Source organism: Amycolatopsis sp. cmx-11-51, from assembly GCF_047608665.1.
In the GTDB taxonomy this organism is placed as follows: Bacteria; Actinomycetota; Actinomycetes; order Mycobacteriales; family Pseudonocardiaceae; genus Amycolatopsis.
In genome coordinates, this window is the sequence record NZ_JADNQO010000007.1 from 115,016 (window position 1) to 135,783 (window position 20,768).

19 protein-coding genes are annotated in these 20,768 nt (G+C 67.9%); 10 read left to right on the forward strand and 9 right to left on the reverse strand.

What is annotated here, in order from left to right; translation table 11 throughout:
• Positions 1–74: 74 nt before the first annotated feature.
• Positions 75–569, reverse strand: coding sequence for a MarR family winged helix-turn-helix transcriptional regulator (locus ACM6LU_RS23975; RefSeq protein ID WP_414939998.1), 495 nt, complete (start codon positions 567–569; stop codon positions 75–77).
• A gap of 198 nt (positions 570–767) precedes the next feature.
• Between ACM6LU_RS23975 and ACM6LU_RS23980 the strand changes: the two genes are divergently transcribed.
• A complete protein-coding gene (locus tag ACM6LU_RS23980; protein ID WP_414939999.1) occupies positions 768–1,973 on the forward strand; it encodes an acyl-CoA dehydrogenase family protein in 1,206 nt (401 codons plus the stop codon).
• 346 nt (positions 1,974–2,319) lie between these two features.
• Here ACM6LU_RS23980 and ACM6LU_RS23985 read toward each other — a convergent pair whose 3' ends face one another.
• The 5 genes from ACM6LU_RS23985 to ACM6LU_RS24005 all read right to left on the reverse strand — a co-directional run bounded on the left by ACM6LU_RS23985 (position 2,320) and on the right by ACM6LU_RS24005 (position 7,806).
• Positions 2,320–3,276, reverse strand: coding sequence for a sporulation protein (locus ACM6LU_RS23985; RefSeq protein WP_414940000.1), 957 nt, complete (start codon positions 3,274–3,276; stop codon positions 2,320–2,322).
• 217 nt (positions 3,277–3,493) lie between these two features.
• Positions 3,494–4,843 (reverse strand): erythromycin esterase family protein, encoded by a 1,350-nt coding sequence (locus tag ACM6LU_RS23990; RefSeq protein ID WP_414940001.1) that lies wholly within the window; start codon positions 4,841–4,843, stop codon positions 3,494–3,496.
• 193 nt (positions 4,844–5,036) lie between these two features.
• Positions 5,037–5,885 (reverse strand): carbohydrate-binding protein, encoded by an 849-nt coding sequence (locus ACM6LU_RS23995; RefSeq protein WP_414940002.1) that lies wholly within the window; start codon positions 5,883–5,885, stop codon positions 5,037–5,039.
• 78 nt (positions 5,886–5,963) lie between these two features.
• Positions 5,964–6,869 (reverse strand): AraC family transcriptional regulator, encoded by a 906-nt coding sequence (locus tag ACM6LU_RS24000; RefSeq protein ID WP_414940003.1) that lies wholly within the window; start codon positions 6,867–6,869, stop codon positions 5,964–5,966.
• A 103-nt stretch (positions 6,870–6,972) separates the two neighbouring features.
• Positions 6,973–7,806 carry a helix-turn-helix domain-containing GNAT family N-acetyltransferase gene (locus tag ACM6LU_RS24005; protein ID WP_414940004.1) on the reverse strand — a complete coding sequence of 278 codons (834 nt, stop codon included), beginning with the start codon at positions 7,804–7,806 and terminating at the stop codon, positions 6,973–6,975.
• 103 nt (positions 7,807–7,909) lie between these two features.
• On the opposite strand from ACM6LU_RS24005, the gene ACM6LU_RS24010 reads away from it, so the two are divergent.
• The 4 genes from ACM6LU_RS24010 (at position 7,910) to ACM6LU_RS24025 (ending at position 13,222) form a co-directional block, all read left to right on the forward strand.
• Complete coding sequence (locus tag ACM6LU_RS24010; RefSeq protein WP_414940005.1) at positions 7,910–9,247, forward strand: FAD-dependent oxidoreductase; 1,338 nt, start codon at positions 7,910–7,912, stop codon at positions 9,245–9,247.
• Positions 9,248–9,364: 117 nt separating this feature from the next.
• Entirely contained in the window at positions 9,365–10,111 is a 747-nt protein-coding gene (locus ACM6LU_RS24015; RefSeq protein ID WP_414940006.1) for an SDR family NAD(P)-dependent oxidoreductase, read from the forward strand.
• A 322-nt stretch (positions 10,112–10,433) separates the two neighbouring features.
• The gene (locus ACM6LU_RS24020; RefSeq protein ID WP_414940007.1) at positions 10,434–12,239 is read left to right on the forward strand and encodes a ThiF family adenylyltransferase; all 1,806 of its coding nucleotides are present in this window, start codon (positions 10,434–10,436) and stop codon (positions 12,237–12,239) included.
• Complete coding sequence (locus tag ACM6LU_RS24025; protein ID WP_414940008.1) at positions 12,236–13,222, forward strand: 3-oxoacyl-ACP synthase III family protein; 987 nt, start codon at positions 12,236–12,238, stop codon at positions 13,220–13,222. Before ACM6LU_RS24020 ends, ACM6LU_RS24025 begins: the two co-directional genes overlap by 4 nt.
• Before the next feature lie 600 nt (positions 13,223–13,822).
• Here the strand turns inward: ACM6LU_RS24025 and ACM6LU_RS24030 are convergent.
• Together ACM6LU_RS24030 and ACM6LU_RS24035 are read right to left on the reverse strand one after the other, a co-directional pair.
• Complete coding sequence (locus ACM6LU_RS24030) at positions 13,823–15,028, reverse strand: FAD-dependent oxidoreductase (protein ID WP_414940009.1); 1,206 nt, start codon at positions 15,026–15,028, stop codon at positions 13,823–13,825.
• A 21-nt stretch (positions 15,029–15,049) separates the two neighbouring features.
• Positions 15,050–15,613 carry a TetR/AcrR family transcriptional regulator gene (locus ACM6LU_RS24035; RefSeq protein ID WP_414940010.1) on the reverse strand — a complete coding sequence of 188 codons (564 nt, stop codon included), beginning with the start codon at positions 15,611–15,613 and terminating at the stop codon, positions 15,050–15,052.
• A 226-nt stretch (positions 15,614–15,839) separates the two neighbouring features.
• Here ACM6LU_RS24035 and ACM6LU_RS24040 point away from each other — a divergent pair, with 226 nt between their 5' ends.
• The 3 genes from ACM6LU_RS24040 to ACM6LU_RS24050 are packed head-to-tail and all read left to right on the forward strand — an operon-like array spanning position 15,840 to position 17,310.
• Positions 15,840–16,028, forward strand: a complete 189-nt coding sequence (locus ACM6LU_RS24040) for a hypothetical protein (protein WP_414940011.1) — start codon at positions 15,840–15,842, stop codon at positions 16,026–16,028.
• A gap of 36 nt (positions 16,029–16,064) precedes the next feature.
• Complete coding sequence (locus tag ACM6LU_RS24045) at positions 16,065–16,559, forward strand: hypothetical protein (RefSeq protein ID WP_414940012.1); 495 nt, start codon at positions 16,065–16,067, stop codon at positions 16,557–16,559.
• Positions 16,560–16,617: 58 nt separating this feature from the next.
• Entirely contained in the window at positions 16,618–17,310 is a 693-nt protein-coding gene (locus ACM6LU_RS24050) for a hypothetical protein (protein ID WP_414940013.1), read from the forward strand.
• A 14-nt stretch (positions 17,311–17,324) separates the two neighbouring features.
• Here ACM6LU_RS24050 and ACM6LU_RS24055 read toward each other — a convergent pair whose 3' ends face one another.
• A complete protein-coding gene (locus ACM6LU_RS24055; RefSeq protein WP_414940014.1) occupies positions 17,325–18,281 on the reverse strand; it encodes a GlxA family transcriptional regulator in 957 nt (318 codons plus the stop codon).
• 86 nt (positions 18,282–18,367) lie between these two features.
• On the opposite strand from ACM6LU_RS24055, the gene ACM6LU_RS24060 reads away from it, so the two are divergent.
• Together ACM6LU_RS24060 and ACM6LU_RS24065 are read left to right on the forward strand one after the other, a co-directional pair.
• Positions 18,368–18,511, forward strand: a complete 144-nt coding sequence (locus ACM6LU_RS24060) for a hypothetical protein (protein ID WP_414940015.1) — start codon at positions 18,368–18,370, stop codon at positions 18,509–18,511.
• Positions 18,512–18,878: 367 nt separating this feature from the next.
• Entirely contained in the window at positions 18,879–20,621 is a 1,743-nt protein-coding gene (locus ACM6LU_RS24065) for a BCCT family transporter (RefSeq protein ID WP_414940016.1), read from the forward strand.
• The last annotated feature ends 147 nt before the right edge of the window (positions 20,622–20,768 follow it).

Here is a 20,768-nt window from a genome sequence, read left to right on the forward strand (position 1 = left end):
CCCGCGAACCTCTTAGCGCTAAGCTATTCAATGCTTAGCGCTAAGTCAAACGGGTTCCCTCAGAGCAGCGGGTGTCAGTCCTCCAGGGCGACGTCTCCCAGTGACTGCAACAGGTTTCGCAGCAAGACGGCCAGTTCGTCCCGTTCCCCGGGGCTGACCGCGCTCAGGAGACGATGCTCCGTGTCGACGTGGTCGGGCAGCGCCCGGTCGATGAGTTCGCGGCCCCGCTCGGTGAGGTCGACCAGCACGCGGCGGCCGTTCGTCTCGTCGGGCGCGCGGACCACCAGGCCGCGTTCTTCGAGGCGGTCGAGCCGCTGGGTGACCGCGCCGGAGGTGATCATCGCCGAACGCATCAGGTCGGCCGGGGTCAGTGTGCCGGCACGGCGCAATGTGGCCAGTACGTCGAACGAGGACCGGTCGAGGTCGTGCCGCGCGAACGTCTTGCGCAGTTCACCGTCCAGCACCCGGGTCAGCCTGGTCAGCCGCCCGATGACGGCCATCGGGGAGACGTCGAGGTCGGGACGGGCTTCGGCCCACTGGCGGAGAATGTGGTCAACGTGATCCGGCACGCCCGGAGATTACCCCGGTCTCAGAGCGCGGACGTTCGTTGACACCCCGTAGTGCCACTGCTCTACTCGGACGCATGGAAGGCACTCTCTGTCCGGCCTGAAGCAGTCTCCGCGCTCACTCTGAGAACCACCCGGGAATTCCGGGCGCTCCGCCCTGCCCGAAATTCCCGTTCACCCTCGCACAGAACGGAATTCAGCATGACCACGACCGAGAACCGGGTCCGGTCCGCCACGGAATGGCTGGCCGTCGCGAAGGACGTCGCCGCGCAACTCGCGGTGGACGCGGCCGAGCGCGACCGGAAGAACGAAACGCCTTACACGGAAGTGCGGCTGCTCAAGGATTCCGGCCTGGTGACGCTGCTCGGCCCGGTCGAACACGGCGGCGGCGGGCAGACCTGGGAGACCGCCTATCGCGTGACCCGCGAGGTCGCGCGCGGCGACGGGTCGATCGGCCAGGTACTCGGCTACCACTACCTCTGGGCCTGGGCCGCGCGACTGGTGGCGACCGAGGAGCAGATCGCCGCGGTCGAAGAGCTGTACACGCGGAACAACTTCGTGTTCGGTGGCGCGGTCAACCCGCGTGATTCCGATCTGCTGATCACCGAGGACGGCGACGAGATCGTCTACAACGGACACAAGTCGTTCTCCACCGGCGGCAAGGTCTCCGACCTGACCGTGCTCGAAGGCGTCCTCGATGGCACCGAAGACCACGTTTTCGCCATCGTTGCGTCCAAACAGGACGGTATCGTGTTCCACGACGACTGGGACAACATCGGCCAGCGGCTCACCGAGTCGGGCAGTGTGACCATCACCGGCGTACGCGTCCCGTGGGCGAGCGCGGCGGGCTACGTCGACAAGAAGTTCCACCCGTTGACCTACAACACACTCAACGTCCCGGCGATTCAGCTGGTGTTCGCCAACTTCTATCTCGGTATCGCACAAGGAGCGCTGGAAACCGCGCTGGAGTACACCCGCGAACACACCCGCGCGTGGCCGTACGGCGGCGACAACAAGGCGTCTTCCAGCGAAGAGTGGTACATCCTCGATGGCTACGGCGAGCTCCAGTCGAAGCTGTGGGCCGCCGAAGCGCTCGTGGACAAGGCGGGAGCGGCGATCTCCGCCGTGCTGCACGCGCCGCGCGAAGAACTCACGCCCGAGGCACGCGGCGAAATCGCTGTCCTCATCGCCGCCGCCAAGCAGCGCGTGATCGACACCGGACTCGAGACCGGCACGAAAGTCTTCGAGCTGACCGGCGCCCGCGCGAGCGCCACGAAATACGGGCTGGACCGCTTCTGGCGGAATCTGCGCACGCACTCGCTCCACGACCCGGTGGCCTACAAGCGCCGCGAGGTCGGGGCTTACGCGCTGTCGAACGAAATCCCGGAACCCACCTGGTACACCTGAGTGACCCTGACCTTTCGCTGACCCCTAGTTCTTCAAGTACATGAAGGCCCCTTCTCGCGCCAGGCGCAAGGTACCGGCAAAGTCGCAAAGCTGCTGGTAGTCCGGGCTTGACCTTGTTAGTGCCTGCAGGGGCCGAGTGGGTATGTCCCTGAACCTCTGTTGGTCAAGCTTCGCAACCGGTGTGATCCCGCGACGATGGAGGAATGAGGACATTCAACGTCCCCATTCCTCCATCGTCAGCCTTACTCAGCGACGAAGAACCGCCTGGCCTGCAAGACCTCGACTTTGCCGGGACCCTGCGCCAGGCGCGAGGAAGGGGGCCTTCATGTACTTGCCGGAACCGGCGTCACTCTTCGAAGCCCTCGTCTCCGCCGTCGAAGACGTCTTCCATGACCTCGCCGAGGATCATGCCGCCGACCACACCGGCCGCGGCACCGGCGACCACACCGCCCATCCCCGGCCCACGCCTGCCGTGGTGACCGTGGTCGTCGTAGTCGTGTCCCTGATGACCGCCGAACATGGCGTGCCCGCCGCCGGACCCGGCGACGTTGGCCAGCCAGCCGTCGATGGCCGCGGCCCAGTCGGTGCGCAGGGCCTCCTCGTGCGAGACGTGGAAGCGGCCGAAGGTGTCTCCGCCGGAGCGGAACATGCCACCGCGTTTGTCGGCCTCCAGCACCACCGCCAGCTCGCCAGGACTCGCGACGAAGGTCAGCTCCACCTGGCTGACACGGCCGGCGTAGCGCGACGGCGGGAAGAACTCGATCTCCTGGAAGAATCCGAGTTCCTGCCGGACGCCGTGCAGGCGCCCGGCTTCGACGTCGGCGCTGCGGAACTGGAAGCCCAGTTCGCCGAACGCCTCCAGCACCCGGTCCTGCGATTCCAGCGGTCCGACCAGCACCGGGTCGAGGTCGCCCTTGTCCGGCGCGCCCGCGATGACGAGTTCGGTCCGCACGCCGACGACCATGCCCGGCAGCTCACGTCCGCCGACCGCGCTGATCGGCGTCTCCCACGGCAGCGCGATCTGGAACGGGACCGTGGTCAGCTCCCCCGCGGCCACCCGCACCTTCCGGCCGGCGCTGACCCGCAGGAACTCCGCGGTCCCGGCACGCTCGTGGTCGCCGTGCTCGACCTCGACCCGGGTGACCAGCGAAAGCAGGATCTCCTCGATCTGGGCGTCGCTCGAACCGCCTTGGATGCGGACCTGGCCGGTGATCACCTCGCCGGGTACGGCGTGCGGTGAGTCGAGCACGGTGTCGACGGACGGGCCGCCGACCCCGAAGGCGCTGAGCATCCGTTTGAACATCAGGGATTTCCTCCGCTGGGTACTGGAACAAGGTGCCGCGAAAGCGAACACATCCGACTACTACCGAGATCCGCCGCGGCACGCCAGGCAAACCGGGTAGTTGACGGGAAGGGCAACGTGTCGTGTCAGGTGACGGGTCCGAGGTCGACGTGACGATTGTCCCAGTGTCACCAGGGGCCACATCGGCGGGTAGTTGAAGGTAGGCGGCAGGCCTTCACTACTTCCTCGGCTCGGCCTGACGCACGTCGTGCAGGTGGATGACGACGTCGTAGGAACGGCCGAGCGAGATCGTCGCGGGATCGACGGGGAACTGTGTGCCGATGGTGCGGGTGGGCCGGGCGGTGTCCAGCCAGGCGCGCGCGGCGGGCGGCGCGGTGCGAACGTCGAGGTAGAAGTCCTGGAAGCGGACGTTGTCGAGGGTGTCCTCGTTCGAGCCGGACGGCGCGGACGGGACGGAGAACCGCTTCCAGTCCCCGCCCACCGCGGTGTCCTTGGACAGGAAGGAGCCCTTGTCGAAGCTGAAACCGATCGGCAGGTAGTCCCGGCCGAGCGTCTCGCGCAGGAAGGCGCCCTGGGTCTTCGGGTACAGCCCCGGGTTGTCGGTGACGTAGGACACGTGGCCGTTGTGCGCGGAGAGCAGGACCTTGTGGCCCGTCCGCCGCTGCCACCAGGCGACGTTCTCCGCCATCGCGCGGTCACGCAGGACCTGCGCGGCGGGCAGCGACTTCGGGTCCGCGAGGTCCACGGCGAGGAACCGGGCGGTCTGCGCGACGAACCGGGCGTGCTGCTGAGTCCAGTCGAGAGCGTCCGTGCCCGTCAGGCCCTCGATCAGTTCGAAGGCCTGCTCCGCCTGGCCTGCGAGCCGCTGTCGCTCGTCGAGGGGTTTGCGGAGGTAGACGAACGCGTCGTCGATCGGGCGAAGGCCGGTGTACAGCCCGTTGAGCCGGGCCAGCGCCTTCGGGTGGTGCTGCCGTACGTAGTCGGTGATCTTGGCGAAGAACGCGTCGTTCACCGAGGGCGCGCCGAGGTCGTCGCCGACGAAGTGCACGGTGCGGCCGGGGTGGGCGCGGTTGTAGTCGCGCATCCACCGGATCAGGCTCACGAACTCCTCGCGATCCCACGGGGATCCGGTCAGCGTCCGCTTCGCGATCGCACGGGTGTCCCCGCGGCCGGTCTGGACGTACTCGTCGATCTCGAGACCGGCGGACCAGCTGAGCTCCAGCGCGAAGGCCCGGAACCCCTTCTCTTCGACGAGGTGGCGGAAGACCCGCTCCTTCATGGAGAAGAACTCATGGGAACCGTGGGTGGCCTCACCGAGGCCGACGACCTTCGCGCCGCCGATCATCGCGCCAAGGGCCCGCAGGTCGACGGTGTTCCGGCCGGGCTCGGTCGAGAACAACGGATGCGCCGCCCGATCCAACGACCGCACCGGGTCCCGCCAGGCCGCGGCCGTCTCCGCCGTACTCGCGAAAGCCGGGCTCGCCATGGGCGCGAGCACCGCTCCCGTCACGACCACCGCGGCCGCCACCAGTCCCCGTCTGCCCCAGCGCTTTTTCGTGTCTGCCATGTCGTTCGTTCCTTCGCTCGATGTCGTAGGCGATCATCACCCGCGCATCGGCGGCGGCGCGCTGTAGCAGAGCTCCGACTTCGGACGGGGGAAAACCCCACCCCGCGAAAAGCGGGTGGACCCCCGCCGCCGGGATGTGGGTCCCGGCGGCGGGAATCCACCCGCGTTTATCTCCCTCCGCAGCGGTTGTTCGTCACTCCGCGCGCCACAACGCGGGCGTGGACGGCGGCTCCCAGCCAGGCTGGGCCGTGTGCCCCTGCAAGCACACATAACCGCGACCGCTGAAGGTGACCCGGGCGCCCGCGGAATAGCCGGTTCCCGCCGCCCAGGTCGTCCCGCCGGGCGGGTTGGAGGTCGAGGTGGTTGGCGGGTTCGACGTCGTCCGCGTCGTGCTGGTCGGCCGGGTGGTCGACGTCTGCGGTACGTTGAGCACGAAATCGAACGCGGCCTGCTTGGCGGGAGGCGCGTCACGCACGGTCATCAGCAGCCGCGGGTCGAAGATCGTGTCGGTGTTGTTGCGCGGCTCGTTGGGGAAGTAGAGCTGCGTGGTCAGCACCCGCCCGCCCGGCGCCTGGACCTTGACGTGGATGTGCCGCGTACGACCCGGGTACAGGCCGGGCACGATCGTGCTCAGCGTGAACGCGCCCTGGTCGTTGGTGAACTGGTGACCGCGGAACGTGTACCCCACGTTGTCGTAGGCGCCGTTGACGTCCGCCTGCCAGAAGTCCAGCAGCGCACGGGCGATCGGCAGGCAGCCGAGACCGAAGACGTAACCGGAGACGGTGAGCCTCGTGCCCTGCGTGTTCGGCGTGACCAGCGAGGTGCGCTGCGGAGAATTCGGCTTGAAATAAGGACCTTCGGTCTGCGCCGGGGTCGGGTCGTCGCCGTCGTCACAGGACGGGGTCAGCTCTGGTACCTGGCCGCTCGCGACGGTGGTGCGTGCGAGGGCGGGGCCGCCGATCAGCGCGATCGGTGCCACGACGCCCGCGGCGAGTGCGGCTTTCAGGACAGTCTTTCGGCTGAGCTTCTTTTCTTCGTCCATACCTGCTCCTCGTGGGGGCTTCGGGAATCACCCTCGACGGTATGGAGAAGATCAGCTGCGGACGATGGACTGGCATGGTCAGTCGTGGTGAATCTCCGGGGACGCGTCGCCCGTCCGCCGGTAATCGCCGGGACTCAATCCGGTCTCCCGCCGGAAGAACCGGCAGAAATAGGCGGGATCCGCGAAGCCGACCCGGCTGGCGACCTGCCGCACGGTGAGATCCGTGCCGAGCAGGAACCGTTTCGCCTCCCGCGTCCTGGCCTCACGCATCAGTTGCGCCGCCGTCCGGCCGGTCGCCGTCTTCACCGCGTCGGTCAGGTATCCCGGGGTGACGCCGATGCGTTCCGCGAGCGCGCCCACCGACCAGAGCCCGAGATCGGGCCTGCCGAGCAGTCGCGTGAATTCCGTTCCCACCGACTGCGCCCTGGCAGGCGGGCGGGTGTCCGCCAGTCCCGGAAGCCGTCCCGCCCGCACGATCAGCACGTGCATCAGGGCACGCAGCACCGAATCGGTGCCCTGCCCGCCACAACGGAATTCTTCGTCCAATTCGGCGACCAGCCGTGTCGTTTCCTCGGCGGCACGTTCGCCGAGCCGCCACGGCTGCTGGCTCAGCCGTCGCAGGGTTTCGCGGTCGGCCGGATGTTCGAGAAGGAAGTCGTCGGTGAACAACACGACGAATCCGGTGAGTTCGTGGGCATCCCAATGATGCACCTGCCCCGGTGTTATGACCGCGAGTTGCGGTGGCCCCAATTCCCAGCGCGTGAAATCGACGACGTGGTCACCGGTACCGCCGGTGACGTGGACGATTTCGTAGAAAGTGTGCCGATGCGGGAAAGCGGCCCGCGACATCGGTCCGATCGTGTCGAAGGTGCCGACCGTGAACGGCAGGGCGTCCGGCGCACGGATTTCCAGCCGGTGCAGTGGCAATTCCCCCGCCTTCGGCTGCAGGCAAGGCGTCCTCGGCAACACCGTTGTTCCACGCATGGACCGGTCCCTTTCACCACACTGAGGAATAAAAAGTCTAGACCAATGTGTGGTGCCACCGCTGCCGACGGAAGTCGCTTGATCGAGGGTTTCTCCCCGCTTTCTAGACGACCGGGCTTCGCCGTTCAAGGAAAACGGTGTCGTGCCAAACATCTTCGAGCCTGCCGACGCGTTCGCGGACGCCGACCGTCCGGTAGCCGGCGCTGTGAAGCAACGCGATACCGCCTCGGTTTTCCGTGATGACCGAGGCCTGAAGCGTCCAGAGGCCGGCAGAGTCGGCCTCGGTGACCTGCCGGTGAACGAGGGCCTTTCCGACGCCGCGGCCCCGATGACCTTCGGCGACCTGCACGGACGTTTCGGCGACACCCTGGTCGCATTGGCGATCCGACACCGGGGACGCCGCCGCCCACCCGACGACCTCGCCGTCGAGTTCGGCCACCCAGCGATGCTCCGGCAGCCAGTTCCGGTCGAGCGTCCGCTTGCCGGGCACCTCGGTCTCGAAGGTCGCGAGACCGGTGGCGATCGCTTCGCCATAGATCCGGCGCACCGCGGCCCAGTCGTCCTCGGCCGCGGCGCGGACGGCGACGTCGGAGGGCAGGTCGTCGGGGCAGCACGGACGCGGGGCGAGCAGGCCCATCACCGCGTCGGCCGCGTGCGGAAGCCCGCTGCAGCAAGCCTGATTGATCGTCACGACCGTCGCCGTTCCCTCTTTTCGCAGCCGCAGGAAGCCGACTTCGGCCAGTTTGCGCACGTGGTGGGAACACGTCGACTGGCTGGTCCCGAGGACCTCGGTCAGCGCGCCGACGGTGAGACCCCGTGACGCCGTCGCGACCACGTGCAGCAGTTTGACGCGCGTCGGCTCGGCCAGGCAGGCGAACCATTCGGCGTAGGTCGCGGCTTCACGGTCGGGCAAGAGCACAGGGGCGACGCTGGTCATCGACCCAGTATCGACCAGGATCGATGGTTGCGTCAATCGACCGTCGTCGATACAGTCCGGACGACTACTCGATCGAAGTTCATCGATGAAAGGTGTCCCGGAAATGACTGAGCTGCCCGTAGTGGTGATCGGCGCCGGACCGGTGGGCCTGGCCGCGGCCGCGCAGCTGGCGGAACGGGGACTCGAACCGCTGGTGTTCGAAAGCGGCACGCGAGCCGGGGCCGCCGTCGCGCGGTGGCGTCACGTGCGGCTGTTCTCGCCGTGGTCCGAACTCGTCGACCAGGCGGCGGGCCGGCTGCTGGAGGCGCGCGGCTGGGACCGTCCGGACGGCGAGACGTACCCGACCGGCGAGGAATGGGCGGACTCGTATCTGCGCCCACTGGCGGAGGCGTTGACCGGCCGGGTGCGCTTCGGCGCCGAAGTGACCGGAGTCGCCCGCCGCGGACGGGACCGCGTCGTGGACAGCGGCCGGGACGACGAGCCGTTCACCGTCTACGTCCGCGCTTCCGACGGCACCGAAGAACGGATCACGGCACGGGCGGTGATCGACGCGTCCGGCACCTGGACGACACCGAACCCGCTCGGCGGCGAAGGGCTTCCCGCCATCGGGGAACGCGCCGCGGCGGACCGGATCTCTTACCGTGTACCGGATCTCGGCGACGAAGCCGTCCGGGCACGGTTCTCGGGCGCGCACGTCGTGGTCGCGGGCAGCGGACATTCCGCGCTCACCGCGCTGGTCGCCTTGTCCGCGCTGGACGACACCCGGATCAGCTGGGTACTGCGCCGCGGTTCGGTCGGCAACGCGTTCGGCGGCGGCGACGCCGACCAGTTGCCCGCCCGCGGCGCGCTCGGCACCCGCGCCAAGGAGGCCGTGGAGTCCGGACTGGTCTCCGTGGTGCGGGGCTTCCGGACCGAGGCCGTCGAACGCGACGGCGGCTTGACCCTGGTTTCCTCGGCAGGCCAACGGATCGAGCAGGTCGACGAGGTCATCGCGCTGACCGGCTTCCGCCCCGACCTGACCTGGCTCTCGGAAATCCGTCTCGACCTGGACGCGACATTGCAGGCGCCGGTGGCGCTGGCCCCGCTGATCGACCCGAACGTGCACTCGTGCGGAACGGTCTACCCGCACGGCGCGAAGGAACTCGCGCACCCGGAGCGGGACTTCTACCTGGCCGGGATGAAGAGCTACGGCCGGGCACCGACCTTCCTGGCCGCGACCGGTTACGAACAGGTGCGCAGCATCGCCGCCCGGCTCGCGGGCGACCACGCCGCGGCGGACCGGGTCGAACTGCGCCTTGCCGAAACCGGGGTGTGCGGCGGGTCGGGCCTGTTCGACGAGCCGGATCAGCCGTCGGCCGGTGGCTGCTGCGCCTCGACCGAACCCGAGGTCTTGGCCCTTTCCGCGCCGTCCCAGCGGCCGCGTGGTCACCGGCTGACGTAGACCAGGCCGACCGGCGGGCGCGGTGGTCCTGACCCGATACAATCTCTCTTGCCTCGTCGCGCGGGCGGGCGTCGCCGTTTCGGGCGTGCGTGCACTGCGAAACCGACAGGGAGACCGATGGACCTGACCGGCACCACCACGCTCATCACCGGCGCGAGCGGCGTCATCGGCCAAGGGATCGCCCTGCGCTTCGCCGAAGCGGGCAGCGCCGTCGCCGTGCACTACCACCATGCCGAGGCCTCGGCGCTCGACCTCGTCGAACGCGTCGAGGCGGCCGGGGGCAGCGCCGCCGCGTTCACCGCCGACCTCACCGACGACAGTGAGTGCCGACGGCTCGTGGCCGCCGCCGCGGCCTGGACCGGACGGCTAAACACCCTGATCAACAACGCCGGCGTGCAGCCGGTCGAGCCGCTGCCGGGGATGTCGGCGGAAAGCTGGCGTGCCGTCCTCGACGCGAACCTCACCAGCGCGTTCTCGTGCACGCAGGCCGCGGCCGAGGTGATGAACGGCGGCAGCGTCGTCCACATCGCCTCGATCGAGGCGGCCCAGCCAGCACCGGGGCACGCGCACTACAGCAGCGCGAAAGCCGCCCTGGTCGTGCACGCCCGCGCCGCCGCACTCGAATACGGCCCGCGAGGCATCCGCGTCAACACCGTCTCCCCCGGGCTCATCGACCGTCCCGGACTCGGCGAGGCCTGGCCGGAGGGCGTCCGCCGCTGGGAACAGGCCGCCCCACTCGGCAGGCTCGGCACTCCAGCCGACGTCGCGAACGCGTGTTTGTTCCTCGCCTCGCCGCTCGCGGCATGGATCACGGGACACAACCTGACCGTGGACGGCGGCGTGTCCACGCATCCCACCTGGTGATCATGGTCGTGTGACCTCTGTCACATACCGAGGTTCGAGCTGCTTTCGCTGTGAAACGGCCCGCCACACCATCGGGTAGGAATCCCGGCGAGCTTCATCAGATCTGGTTGCGCTCATCGTGACGGAGCGTCAGGCGCTGCAACAGTAAACGATTACTGAACCCGATCGTGCGCCTTCCCTGACATGCATACATTCAGTGATGGACGATCAACTCGCTGCTACAGTCTCGTTTGTCCGGAACCCTTCGATTTTCTCCGAATTTCCGGACCAATCCCACGATTCTCTCGCCGAACTCCGGCATCTTCCTCAGAAAAGGCACCACTTGACGGATCTCAACCACCCGTGGATCGTCGCCGCGTTCCTCGGGGCCGACGCCTGCCTGCTCGACTCCGTGCGCGAACTCCGGGCCCGGATCCTGTTCGACCGCGGCCGTCGTCCGGCCTTCCGGCAGGCGGACGGTTCGCACGCCGACGACCAGGACCTCGACTTCGGGGCCTGGCACTTCATCGCCCGGCAGCATCCGGACGGCCCGCCGCTCGGCTACATCCGGCTCTCCACCCCCGCCACCGGCGACAGCTTCCAGTCACGGGCCTACCTCGGCACCGAAAGGTACGAGGAATTGCTCGCCGCACAGGGCGTCGAGCCCCGTCACGTCTTCGAGCACAGCAGGCTCGTCGTCGAACATCGGTCCCGGAAGCTCGGACTCGGGCAGTACCTCAACGCGCTCGCGATCGGTGCCGCGCACCATCTCGGTGCCCGGGCCATGATCGGCACGTCGGGGACGAAGGACGGCCAGGACCGTTTCCACGAACAGTTCGGCTTTCGCGGGATGCCGGGAACCCGGCGCTATGTCGAGCGATACACCGAAGACGTCGTGATCATGTTCCACCGCGTCGCCGACGGCGCCGGGCGGCACCACGATCTCGTCAGCAGGCTGCGGGACGAATTCCCGCAGGCCGCCGCTTCGGCTCCGGCCTCCCTCGCCGCCGGGTCATCATCGGGCAGGCCCGTACCCGCCGCGCTCACCGATATCTCCGCACCCGATCGCGACCTGTGGCGGCCGACGCTGCTCGAACCCCGCGACCCGGCGGATTTTTCGGTCCTGACGGCGTTACTGGCCTCCGGCGACGTCCGCGAAGTCCACGACACCATCGACGAGCAACTCGCCGAACTGGTCCGCAGCCGCGAACCGTCGTGCCGGGACACGGCCGAAATCGGGGCCAGGAAACGGGAACAACTCGCCGGGGCGGCGGACTGGGAGTACGGCACCTGGGTCTGGTACCCGTGGTCGCGGCGGCTCGTGCACGTCCTGCCGCGCGACGAGTTCCGGCTGGTGCGCACGGATCGCAACCGCGGCAAGGTCGACCGGCCGGAACAGCGCCGCCTGCTCGGCAAGAGGATCGGGATCATCGGTCTCTCGGTGGGCAACAGCGCGGCGCTCACGTTCGCGCTCGAAGGCATCGGCGGCGCCTACGCCTTGGCGGACTTCGACGACTTCAGTCTCTCGAACCTGAACCGGCTGCGCGCGGGCGTGCACGAACTCGGGGTCAACAAAGCGGTCCTGTCCGCGCGCCAGATGTTCGAGATCGACCCGTACCTCGACATCGAGATCCACCAGGGCGGCCTGACCGAGGACAACATCGAGGCGTTCTTCACCGGCGGACAGGGCACGATCGACCTCCTGATCGAGGAGTGCGACACCCCGTGGATCAAGGTCGCGGCCCGCGAATACGCCCGCGACCTGCGCATCCCGGTGGTCATGGACTGCAACGACCGCGGCATGCTCGACGTCGAACGCTTCGACCTCGAGCCGGACCGGCCGTTGCTGCACGGCCTGCTCGGCGACATCAAGTCCGTGGACGTCGCCGACCTGGACCATCAGGAGAAGGTCGAACTGATCCTGGCCATGGTCGACGCCGACCGGATCAGCCCGGAACTGGCCGCCTCCTTCGGCGAACTCGGTCGCACGCTGAGCAGCTGGCCGCAGCTGGCTTCGGGGGTCGCCCTCGGCGGCGCACTCTGCGGTGAGGCCGCGCGGCGCATCCTGCTCGACCTGCCGTGCGCGTCCGGCCGGTTCTACACCGACCTCGACCGCCAGCTCAGCCCGGAGCGGAGCACGGTCACGTGACCTCGCTGCCCGTGCGGATCGCCGGCACCGGCGTCCACCTGCCACCGGACATCGTCACCAACCGCCGGCTCACCGAAACGCTCGACACCTCCGACGAGTGGATCGTCCACCGCACCGGGATCCGCGAACGCCGTTGGCTGGCCCCGGATCTCGCTACTTCGGACATGTGCGTGGCCGCCGCCCATCCCGCGCTCGCGGCGGCGGGGTGCGCCGCGAGGGACGTCGACGCGATCATCGTCGCGACCTACACCTACGACCAGCCCTTGCCCTCGACGGCCCTGATCGTCAAGGAGGCCCTCGGCGCGTACCGGGCACTCACCTTCGACATCACCCAGGCCGCCTGCGCGAACGGCGTCCAAGCGCTGTTCCTCGGTTCCTTGCTGGTGCGGACCGGCGCCGCGGAACGGGTCCTGGTGATCGCGGCCGACTGCGCGTCCCGGGTGACCGATCCGGAAGACCGCACCACCAGGGTCTTCTTCGGTGACGCCGCGGGCGCCGCCGTACTGACCCCGGCGACGACACCCGGCACCGGACTGCTCGGCTGGGACTTCGGCGCCGAATTGTCCTACGACGTCGAGATCCCGGCCGGCGGCTCGCGGCAACCCGCCGGCGCGACGACGTTCGAGGAAAAACGGCACTACCTCAAGATGAACGGCCGGGCCGTCTGGGACACCGCCACCCGATGCCTGCCGGACAGCGTCCTGAACGCCACCGGGCAGGCCGGGTTGTCGGTGGACGACGTGCGCCACTTCTTCCTCCACCAGGCCAATCTGAACATCTTGTGGGCGGCGATGGACAAACTCGGTGTGCCGCGAGACCGTGCGCCGATCACCGTCGACCGGCTCGGCAACACCGGTTCGGCGGGCGTGTTCACCGTGCTGCACAAGGGTTTCTCGGAGGGCTCGGTGCGGCAGGGTGACACTTTCGTGGTGTCGGCGATCGGGGCGGGGTTCCAGTGGGGCACCTTGTGTTTCAGGGCTTAGGAGCGTCCTCGCCGCTTGGCCGAAGGTAGCGTGGGGTCACCTCGTACTCCGTGAAAACCTCCTTCCCTACCCTGAAAGTAGGGTCCTGGCAGAGTCGCAGAGCTGGTCAAGCGCGTCGTGAGTGGCGATTCGGTTTCTGCCCGACCCGTTTTGCCTACTGGCTGAAAACGGTGTCATCCTCCCCACTCGACCGAGTTGACCATGATCAACGGAGGATCGGGGACGTCGGATGTCCCCCATCCTCCGTCAATCAAGACCCGAGGCCCCGCGCCGTCGGCCTGACCACACGTGGGCAAGCAACTACCGATCCGCCCCCACCCGACTTACCCACCCCCGACCAAACGTGACTCAGACGTCAAGCGCGGCCGCCCCCCCGGTGTCGCGAAAGCCACTCTCGCGACACCAGAGGTCCCGAAAGTGGCTTTCGCGACACCGAAACGGCAATTGCGCGACTTTGCCGGAGCCCTGCCCTGAAAGTAGGGAAGGAGGCTTTTACGGACCACCACCCGATAGCGGGCCCCGGGGGCGCGATCTATGGGTAGGTTGTCTTGTTCAGGGACTCATCGTCGTGCGCCGATGAGGGCGTGGCTTCACCTTCCGTCATCGAACGGTTTTCATGTTGTTCTGACGTGTTCGCTTCAGATTCGTCACCAGTGCCGTCGACTTACCCGTGACAGCGGCTGCGAGCGGGCGTTCGAGGCCCGGGAGCCGTGCCAGCCGAAGGAAAACGCGGCGCGCCTGGAGCACGAGCCGATTCGCGGGCAGGAACCAGCGGGCTCCCCGGCGGGCGACCTGCTGCTTCTCGGTCACCACGGGACGGACCAGCTTTTCGTATTCCGTGAACGCGGTCTCGATCGAGGACGTCCGGGCGAGCTGTTCGGCCAGCACGAACGCGCCCGCGATGCCCAGAGAAGCGCCTTGACCAGCGAGAAGTGAGACGGCGTAGCAGGCATCGCCGACGAGAACGACCCGGCCGCGGCTCCACGACGGCATGTCGACCTGCGCGACCTGGTCGTAGTACACCTCCTCGGCGGGCGGGCAAAGATCGAGCGCCTTCGGCGCCGCCCAGCCGAGCGAACCGTAGGTCGCGTGCAACGCCGCCCGAGCATCGCCCGGCAGGGACGGATCCGGCGCGCGGTGCACGGCGAACGCCGCGATCTTGCCGTCGCGGAGACCGTAGAAGCCCATCTGCGCCCCGACGGTGTCGGTCAGGCAGAACCGCTCCCCCACCCGCGCACGGATCTCTTCGTCCTCGAAGACGAACGCCGCCGTGTGGAATCCGAGATAGCGCACGAACCGGCTCTCGTCACCGAAAACCAGCCGCCGCACGGTCGAATGGATCCCGTCGGCGCCGACCAGCAGATCGGCTTCGAGCGCCTCGCCGCCCGCGAGCGTGATCCGCACCCGGTCGCCGAGATCCTCGACTTCCGAGACCCCGGCGCCGAACCGGACGTCCACTGTGGACGGCAGTGTCGTACGCAGCACTCGTTCCAGATCCGGCCGCATGATGCTGCACAGCCTGCCGCCAACGGACTTGGCGAACCGGCCGTAGTCGATCGCCGCCCGGCGGTGGCCTCGCTCATCCAGCAGACTCGCTTCATTCACCCGGTACGCCACGGCTTCGACCTGAGGAAGCAGGCCCATCTCCTCGACCGCGTCGAAACCCGGCCCGAAGAAGTCGATCATGTAGCCCTGTTCCCGAGGGCCCTCGGCACGCTCGAGCACCACGACCTCGACGTCCCGCGCCGCGAGCCGGTGCGCCAGTGCCAGACCGGTGATACCGGCACCGCAGATCGCCACCTTCATCAGAGTTCTTCCCTTTCGAGTTCAGCTGACCAGTCGACGGAGGACAGCCACAGTGACATCGCGATCGGCCTCCGGTTCGAGCGCGCGATGCAGCAAAAGCCCGTCCACCGCGGCGAAGAGCACCGCCGCGGTACCGTCGGCGTCGGCCACTCCACGCTCAGCAAGCCAACCGCCGAACCGGGTACGCAAACCGGTGAGGATCTCCTGGATGCCCTGGCGCAAGGCCTCATCGCGAGTCGCGGTCAGATAGGCCTCGGCGAACAGCAACGACATCGGATCGACCCCGGTGTACTCGCCGACCGACGCCAGCAGCGCGTCCACCGCGGCCGCGGGCGTGTCGATGGTTTCCAGCAAAGGCTCGAAGGCACCGGCGACCTCGCGCATCGCTCCCAGCACGCCCTCGATCAGCAACGCCCGCAACGAAAGGAAGTGGTAGTGCACGACGCTCGGCGTGACCCCGGCGCGTTCGGCCAGGATCCGGGTGCTGACCGCGGACCAGCCTCGTTCCGGTACCAGTTCGACCGCGGCCTCCAGCAACCGCCGCCGCACGGCCTGACCACGTTCCGCGGCCGGGGAGCCTGCCACCTCCGCCTCCTAGGGCGTTCGTCCTGTACGACTGCCCTGATCGTACGCCTGGCTTCGGTCGCCGCGCAAACTCGATCGGCCCTGCACTGATCGGCCCTGCACTGATCGGCGAAGCACCGGAGAGGCACACGCTCCGCGCGGCGACGAGTCCGAAGCGGCAAAAATGACCTCGTTCCGCGGCTGAGCCGTCGCGAAACTTGCTCCTTCGACCCACTTTGGAGGACAAATGGTCTCGAAGCCTCGCGTCGCGCTGGGAATGCTCGTCTTGGCGGTGCTGGCGGGCGGGATGATCGCGCTGCTGGTCTCGCTCGATGCGGACGCCTTCTGGGTCAAGACCCTGCCCATCGCCGTGCTGGTCGGCGGCGCGGCCCTCGCCCAGTCGCTCGGTTTCTTCACCAAGGCGCCGAAGGACTAGGGACCGGTCCCCGCGCTCGCCGTTAGCGTTCCGCGCGTGACCGAACTGGGCGCCTGCATCGAACGCTTCGAGACGAATTCCCGTAGCCGCGCGCTGCGGGGTCTGGCCGCGATGGCGATCGGCGCACCGATCGCCATCGTCGGAGTCGTCCTGTTCCTGATGGGACAGCAAGCGGGGGCCTCCGGCGGGGAGACGGTCCTCGGCGTCGTCATCGGCGGCGGGCTGGGGCTGATGCTGATGGGCGCCTGGGCCTGCTGGCACGCGATCAGCAAACGGGGCGAGACCTTCACCCTGTACGAGCGGGGATTCGTGCACACCTGGAGCAGGTCGACCACCGTCGTGCCGTGGAACGAGGTCGAGGCGGTCATCGACCACACCAAGAACAACATCCTCGCCAGGGCCCTCGGCGGCGATGTCGGCTGTCTCGTCAGGCTCACCGATGGCAAGAAGATCCTCATCAACGGGTTCACCGAAGGCGCCGCCGTACTGGCTCACGACATCTCGGAAGCCGTCGGACGTCGTCCCGCCTGAGGCACACGGCAACCTTCCGGCCCGGTCGCGCGTTCTCCCAGCACGGGAGGTGGTGGCCATGGAGATCGTCGTCGCGAACGAATTGGGTGTCCGCGCCGTGGTTCTGACGTTGCGCGCCAAGGGATCGGCGCTCGAGTTCCGGCTGTTCCCCATGGTGCACATCGGTACGCAGGCCTACTTCGACGCCGTGCGGCGGCAAGCGAACGAATGCGACGTGGTGGTGGCCGAGGGCGTCGGCGACGCGAGGCCGGTGTCGCGGCTGACCGCGAGCTACCGGCTCGCGGCACGGAACAAGCGACTCGGACTGGTGGTGCAGGACCTGAAGGCGGACACCTTCACCGCGCCGACCGTCCGCCCGGACCTCGACGGCCCGGGTTTCGCCGAGGACTGGCGACGCGTCCCGCTCGGCGACAGGCTGATGATGTCCGTCCTGGCTCCGACACTGGGGGTGTTCCTGCGTGGCTTCGGCACCCGCGGGATGCTGGCGCGGTTCCTGACCGTCGACGACGAAGACGATTCCTGGGTCGAATCCGCCGAGGCCATGCCCGAATTCGACGACCTGATCAGCGGCAGCCGCGACAAACTCCTCGTGGACGCGTTGGCCGGACTGCATGAGCGGCGACACCAAGAGCCCGGGACGATCGGCGTGGTCTACGGCGCCGAGCATATGCGCGCGGTCGTCCGCGAACTCCGCGCACGGTTCGGCTACGTCGTGCGAGACGCGGAATACGTCACCGTGTTCGCCCTCTGATCGTCCTCTGTGGATCAGACGCGCTGCGGTGCGAAGGTCCGGCGGTAGTCCTGCGGGGAAACACCGACGACCTTGTGGAAATGGTGACGCAGCAGGGCACCCGAACCGAACCCGCAGTGGCGTGCGACCTCGTCGATGCCCATCGTCGTCTCCTCCAGCAGGGACCTCGCGTGCAGCACTCGCTGCGTCGAAAGCCACCGGTGCGGCGTGGTGCCCGTCTCGGCGACGAACTTGCGGGCGAAGGTGCGCTCGGACATCTGCACGCGGCGAGCGAGATCGGCGACGAGATGCTCACGGTCGATGGTGTCGAGCATCCAGGTGAGCACGGGCTGAAGGCTGTCGCCGGCACTCTCCGGGATCGGCACCTCGACGAACTGCCGCTGCCCGCCCTCACGCTGCGGCGGCACCACCATGCGCCGGGCGATCGCGGTGGCCGCGGCGGACCCCAGTTCGCGCCGGACCAAATGCAGGCAGGCGTCGATACCGGCGGCCGTCCCCGCACTGGTGATGATGTCGCCATCGTCGACGAAGAGGACATCCGGGTCGAGGCGGGCCAGCGGGAACCGCTTCCGGAACCCGGCGCTGTGCCGCCAGTGGTTCGTGCACCGGCGCCCGTCGAGCAGGCCGGCGGCACCCAGCACGAACACGCCGCTGCAAACCGAAAGCAAAGTGGCTCCCCGCGCCGAAGCCGCGCGAAGCGCTTCGAGCACCGCGGCCGGGTACTCGTCGCGCACGTCGCAGGCGGGAACGACGACGAGGTCCGCGCCCTCGGTCGCTTCGAGACCGTGTTCCGGGGTCACCTTGACGCCGTGGCCGAGACTGAGCGGTTCTCCCGCTCGCTCCCCGCAGACACGGAAGTCGAGCAGTGGCACTCCGTCATCGGTGCGGTCGTAGCCGAACACCTCGCAGACGACGCCGAACTCGAAGGGGGCGAAGTTGTCCAGCAGCACTACGGCGACGCTCTTCAGCATGGCCGGAGCATAGCTGGCAGGATCTTGACGCACAACGACAGAACTGCCACTTTTGGCAGGATATCCAGTGGCGCAAACTTACTGCCATGACCGCAATCATCGTCACCCTCGCCTTCATCGCCCTCGTCACCTACCTGCTTGAGCGCAATCACACGCGGCAGGGCCGTCCGACCGCCGCCGGTGGCGACCCGCTCGGTCACCCCTTCTGGAGGGGCGGCGCCGCGGTCTGAAACCCGTCGTGACCACCTCGCCCCGCCGATCGTGAGGTGGGGGCGTTTCGCTCCCGGTGGGCGCCCGTGGGGTGGCGGGCGTCGAATCCGAGGGATGCGCGGAAAGCCTCGCCGAAGAACCGCAGTTCAGCAGGGCACTTCGCGAGACACTCCGCACGATCTCCTGACCGCCGGTGTCGCGAGCGACACTTCCCCGCCGAGACCGTGAACCAGACCGACATCCGTCGAGGTCAGACCCACAATCACGGGTTTAAACCTCTTGGTCCGTATTTCCTGCCGGTTACCAGTTTTCTGGTTAGGGTGCAGTGATGCAAACGGGTTGACTAAGGCGGAAGGAGATCGCGCTGTCATCGGCGCGTGGCTGAACATGAGTTCGCAGGACGGTAAACAAGCGGAAGAAGTTGTCGCGGGGACCGCGACAGACCTCGCCAACGCCCCGGATACGACAGGTCCCGGGCACACGCCCGATGAGCACGTCCCCCTCGACCTCGCCTCCGAACGACCCGCCGAGACCGATCGGACCGTTTTCGGGGTGGCGGCGGCCCTCGCGCTCGCGATCATCGTCTGGGGCGTCCTCGCGCCGGAGAGCCTCGCGAATGTCGCGTCGACCCTCCTCAACGACGCCGTGATCCCTTACGGTGGCTGGGCTTTCGTCCTCACCGCGAGCGGTTTCGTGGTCTTCGCGGTCTGTCTGGCCATAAGTCGCTACGGCCGGATTCCGCTGGGCGGGGACAAGGAACTGCCCGAATTCCGGACTTCGTCGTGGATCGCGATGATGTTCAGCGCCGGGATGGGCATCGGCCTGATGTTCTTCGGCGTGTACGAGCCGGTCTCCCACCTCGCGAGCCCGCCCCCTGGCACCGCGGCCCCGAATTCCGACGAAGCCGTCCACACCGCGATGGCCACGACGTTGTTCCACTGGACCGTGCACCCGTGGGCGATCTACGCCGTCGTCGGTCTCGCGATCGCCTACAGCACCTTCCGCAAGGGCCGCACCCAGCTGATCAGTTCGGTGTTCGCGCCGCTGATCGGCAAGCGGCGCACCGAAGGCCCGCTGGGCAAGGCGATCGACATCATGGCGATCTTCGCCACCCTGTTCGGTTCGGCCGCGTCCCTCGGCCTCGGCGCGCTCCAGGTCGGCGGCGGCATGGGCGCCGTCGGCTGGATCGACGACCCCGGCAAGGGCCTGCTGGTCGCGATCATCGCCATCCTCACCATCGCCTTCATCGCGTCGGCGGTGTCCGGGGTGGCCAAGGGGATCCAGTGGCTGTCCAACATCAACATGGTGCTCGCCGCGGTGCTCGCGGTGTTCGTGCTGGTGGTCGGACCGACCGTGCTGATCCTCAACATCGTGCCGGGCGCGATCGGCGACTACTTCCGCGAACTGGCCGAGATGTCCGGCCGCACCGGGATGACCGGTGGCGACGAGATGCAGACCTGGCTCGGTGGCTGGACGGTCTTCTACTGGGCGTGGTGGATCTCGTGGACGCCCTTCGTCGGCATGTTCATCGCGCGGATCTCCCGCGGCCGCACCATCCGGCAGTTCATCTTCGGCGTCATCGCCATCCCGAGCGTCGTGAGCCTGATCTGGTTCGCGATCTTCGGCGGCGCGGCGATCAGCAGGCAGCGGGCGGGGACGGACATCGCGGGCGCGGGCAGCGCCCAGTCGGCGACGTTCGAACTGCTCGAGACACTGCCGTGGTTCATCCCGATCGCGATCCTGGTGATGATCCTGGTGTCCATCTTCTTCGTCTCCGGTGCGGACGCGGCGTCGGTGGTGATGGGCACCTTGTCCCAGCGCGGAAGCGTGCATCCGAAGAAGGGTGTCGTCATCTTCTGGGGCGTGCTGATGGGCGCCGTCGCGGCGGTGATGCTGCTGGTCGGCGGGAACAAGGCGCTGACCGGTCTGCAGAACCTCACCATCCTGATCGCGGTGCCGTTCGTGTTCGTGATGGTCGGGCTGTGCGCGTCGGTCTGGAAGGACCTGCGCAACGATCCGCTGATGAAGCAGGAAGACGCGATGATGCTGTCGCTGAAGGAACTGCACGAGGAACGCACCAACGGCCACGGACGCCGTCGCATCCTCGGACGCTCGAAGCAGAAGTCCTGATGCTCTGAGTACATGAAGGACCCCTTCCTCTTCGTCGCTGCGCGAGCTGACGATGGAGGAATGGGGACGTCGAGTGTCCCCATTCCTCCATCGTCGCGGGATCACACCGGTCGCGAAGCTGACCAGCAGAGGTTCAGGGACATGCCC